The 3,789-nt window shown below is 68.6% G+C and carries 3 protein-coding genes and 1 pseudogene; 2 read left to right on the forward strand and 2 right to left on the reverse strand.

Annotation, left to right across the window (positions count from 1 at the left end; all coding sequences use genetic code 11):
• A partial coding sequence (locus AB4Y86_RS14050; protein ID WP_441402823.1) for a sensor histidine kinase occupies positions 1–741 on the forward strand: 741 nt, incomplete at its 5' end.
• An 87-nt stretch (positions 742–828) separates the two neighbouring features.
• Here AB4Y86_RS14050 and AB4Y86_RS14055 read toward each other — a convergent pair.
• Positions 829–1,077 (reverse strand): WhiB family transcriptional regulator, encoded by a 249-nt coding sequence (locus AB4Y86_RS14055; protein ID WP_003804966.1) that lies wholly within the window; start codon positions 1,075–1,077, stop codon positions 829–831.
• Positions 1,078–1,316: 239 nt separating this feature from the next.
• On the opposite strand from AB4Y86_RS14055, the gene AB4Y86_RS14060 reads away from it, so the two are divergent.
• Positions 1,317–1,784 (forward strand): hypothetical protein, encoded by a 468-nt coding sequence (locus AB4Y86_RS14060; protein ID WP_441402824.1) that lies wholly within the window; start codon positions 1,317–1,319, stop codon positions 1,782–1,784.
• Positions 1,785–1,793: 9 nt separating this feature from the next.
• Here AB4Y86_RS14060 and AB4Y86_RS14065 read toward each other — a convergent pair.
• Positions 1,794–3,789 (reverse strand): annotated as a pseudogene (locus AB4Y86_RS14065) (FtsK/SpoIIIE domain-containing protein); the annotation flags it as partial.

The following is a 3,789-nucleotide window of genomic DNA, read 5'->3' on the forward strand; positions in this document are numbered from 1 at the left end:
ATCGAATCCCGCGGCGTGAGTTTGTCCCTGCGGGCGATTCCGCTGCGCGACGAAGAGCGGCGCTTCGGGGCGCTGGTGTTGTGCCGCGACGTGTCGGAACTGCGTCGGCGCGAACTTGAGCTCGTCACTAAAGACGCCACGATCCGAGAGATCCACCACCGCGTAAAGAACAACCTTCAGACCGTGGCGGCGCTGCTGCGCATGCAGTCCCGCCGGATGGTCAGCGACGAAGCCAAGCAGGGGCTGGAGCAAGCCATGCGCCGGGTCGCCACTATCGCCCTGGTCCACGAAACGCTCTCGCAGGGGCTGGCTCAGAGCGTGGACTTCGATGAGCTGATCGGACGCCAGTTCCGGTTGTCGGCAGAGGTCGCCTCACCCTCGCAGCAGGTACGGACCCAGCGGTCCGGGCTATTCGGGGAGCTGCCCAGCGACTTCGCGACGCCGCTGGCGCTGGTGATCAACGAACTGGTGACCAACGCCGTCGAACACGGGCTCGCCGGAAGGGCCGGAACCGTCTGGTTGCTCGCCGATCGCTCGGAGAGCGAGGACGGCGATGAACTGCTGACCGTGACGGTGGCGGACGACGGCGTCGGGCTGCCGGCAGGGTCCTACGCGGAAGGACTCGGGCTGCAGATTGTGCGCACACTCGTCACGAGCGAGCTGGGCGGCAGCATCCAATGGAAGCCGCGGGAGGGCGGCGGAACCGCTGTGCAGGTGGTTCTCAGCCTCGCTCCGCGCTGAGGACAGGGAAGCTCAGCAGGGAATAACGGCGATGGCCCCGGACCAGCGGTCCGGGGCCATCGTGGCCGGGTCGCCCSGCGATTAAGTTCAGGAGGCGCGGCGGGCGCGGGCGGCGCGGCGCTTCAGGGCGCGGCGTTCGTCTTCGCTCATACCGCCCCAGACGCCGGCGTCCTGGCCGGATTCGAGAGCCCACTGGAGGCAGGTATCCACGACGGGGCAACGCCGGCAGACGCTCTTCGCTTCCTCAATCTGCAGGAGGGCGGGACCCGTGTTTCCTACCGGGAAGAACAGCTCCGGGTCCTTGTCAAGGCACGCTGCGCGGTTACGCCAATCCATGCTGATCAGTAACTCCATTCCTGGGAATTCGTTAAATGCCTCTTGTGAAATTATTCACTAGAAGCTACATAAGAAAGGGGGCCTTAGGGCCCCCTCGGTCATCTGGATTAAGCGTGTCATGTTAACGCTGTGTAAACAAGGGGTATTTGCCTTCGAAATGCCGCCAAATCGTGAGCGATGCATCACATTGACTGGCGGAACCCCCACGTCTGTCCGACTATGTCCGGTAGGGTGCCAGTGTGTCAAGACCCCCTGTGAACCCCACCGATCCCGCCGAGGACAAGTCGGGCGCACCCGGCCCGGCGCCCGCGGCCCGGCCCGCGGCGATCGCCGTCATCGCGATTTTAGCCGCCCTTGAGGGCGCGGCACTTCTGGCTGTGGCAGGCTGGTATGGATTCCAGTTGGTGTCCGGAGCGCCCGTCCTGTCCTTTTGGGGGGCGGTCTTTACCCTCGGCCTCCTGCTCGCTTTCTCGGCGTGGCTCTTCGCCGTTGGGCATTTCCTCTTCCGCGGTTACCGCTGGCCGCGGGCCGGTGCCCTGGTGGCCCAGTTGTTTATGCTCACCATCGGCTTTCCGACCCTGACCGGCGGTTATCCCCTCGCAGGCCTCGCCATGCTGGTGCCGGCCGCCATCGCGATCGTGCTGTTGTTCGACAAACGGGTGATCGCCTTTGCGTCCCGGGCAGGCGGGCAGCCCCCGGCGCTGTAACCTCCGGCGTCACCGCGGTTGCTCCGGAGCCAGGGCCAACTGCACTGCCGCGGCCTGGCCATCCGAGATCACGACGGCGCGTCCGGCTGGCGGCCGGGGTTCGGGTTCGAAGCGGACGCCGAACAGGTCCCCGTCCATCAGGCTCCGGGGGCCCAGCAGGACGCCCTTGCCGTGGCTGCGGGCCTGCAGCGCCAGTGGGACGCGCTGCGGCAGAGCCGGGCTGAATCCCGCGGCGAAGACCACCGTCCAGCCCAGACCGTTGAGCGCATAGAGCGGGTCATTGGCCTGCCCGCCGCACAGGTCCACGTCGTCGGCCAGGAGGACCGCGGCTCGATCCAGGTGCCCGGCCGTGGCCTCCGCCTGCACCCCGGACCAGAATTCTTCCTGCCCGGATCCCGGCCGGCGCGCCAGCCAAGTCCTTGCGGGGTTCAGCAGCGGTAGTGCGCGAAGCAGGGACGTCTTCCCCGAGCCGGAGCCACCAAGTACGGCGAGGACGCTGCCGCGCGGCAGCGCAAGGGTGGCGGGTAGGAGCTCATCGCCGCCGACGCCGATCCAGAGCCGGTCGTCCGCGGAGCGCGCCGCTGCAGGGCTGCCGGTCGGCCCGAGCCGAGACCGGACCTCGTCCACGGTAACCAGGGCCGGCAGTGCTTCGACCCGGAACGGCCGGCTCTGCGTACCGCGGGCGCGCCGGCAGCCGGAGGACGCGGGGCGGACCTCCTCGGGTGGCTCGTAGAGCTGCGCCACCCGGAGCCCGCTCCCGGGTCGACTTCGGTTCGGTGCCGGGGCCCCGCTGCCGCCGGACGCGGAGCTGCCGCCGGACGCGCCGGAGGCAACGGACATGCCCGCGACCACGACACGGCCGGGAATGGCTGGCAGTTGCGGAAGCGGCGGCCACGCCAGCCGGCTCTCTTCCGTTGACCCGAGGGGAATGTAGACCCGGCTGCGAATTGCGGCAAAGAACCGTGCAGTCACCAACTCGCGCTCGCCGGAAAGGACCGCGGTGATGTCCGCCTTGGGACCGTCCCGGATGATGTCGTGGACCAGATCCTCGGCCCAGGCGAGCGGACCGGAGCGGAATACCGAGACCCACGATCCCCAGTTGTGCAGCACCAGCACCAACGGCACAGACGTCCGGGCCGACGGTGCGGCCAGCCGCCGGGTCATTTCTTCGGCAACACGGGTGAGAACCCTGGCCGCCCGGCGCGGCTCCTGCTGCCCCACCCAGGCTCCCACCCTGGGCCCGGTCGCGGCACGAGCCAAGCCCCCGTCCCCGTCCAGCAAATAGAGATGGGATTCGACCCCGGCCCACTCGAGTTGGTCCAAGACCAGACGCAGGGCCCCGGGGCTGCCCCCGTGCGTCGAGTCCTGCGTGGCGCCGATCAGCGCAAGATGGCCGTGCTGGTCCGGGTTCCAGCTGAGACGGTCGAGTCGCTGATGCTCCGGGAGGTCTACTGCCCCTAAATGGAGCTCGCGGGTGGCCCGGCTGCCGGCGACGGGCCCCGGAAAATCTAATACCGGCGGCAGCGGTTCGGCGACCGGCCGCCGGGATGGGCCTCCGCCCTGCAGCTGCCATAGTCGGGATGCGACTCCGACGAATGGCGCCGCGGACTCCGCCGGGGTGGACGCCGGCTCGTGGCCGGGGGTGGCCGGCGATGCGGCGTCGGGCTGGTCCAGCAACTCCTGAGCGGTCGTCACGATCACGCTTCCCGCAGCAGGGAGCGGCGACGTCGAGCCCAGGACGGCAGTCTGGAAATGTTCAGGGGCCCCATTGCCGCGGACCAGGTAGGCGCGCCCCGGGAGCGCAATTGGAATTGCCGCGGCGAGGCGGGAGTTCATAATGTCCGCGGATTCGAGTTCGGACTGGACCCTCAGCACCACGCAACTGGTGACGTTGGCCCGGATGTCTGCGGTGAGTGCCCCCTGTGGCCGCTGCGTGGCCATGACCAGATGGATCCCGAGGGAGCGTCCGATCACGGCGATCCGCATGAGCTCAGTCAGTGCCGCC

The organism is Arthrobacter sp. 2YAF22_2 (assembly GCF_052114645.1).
Taxonomy (GTDB): domain Bacteria; phylum Actinomycetota; class Actinomycetes; order Actinomycetales; family Micrococcaceae; genus Arthrobacter.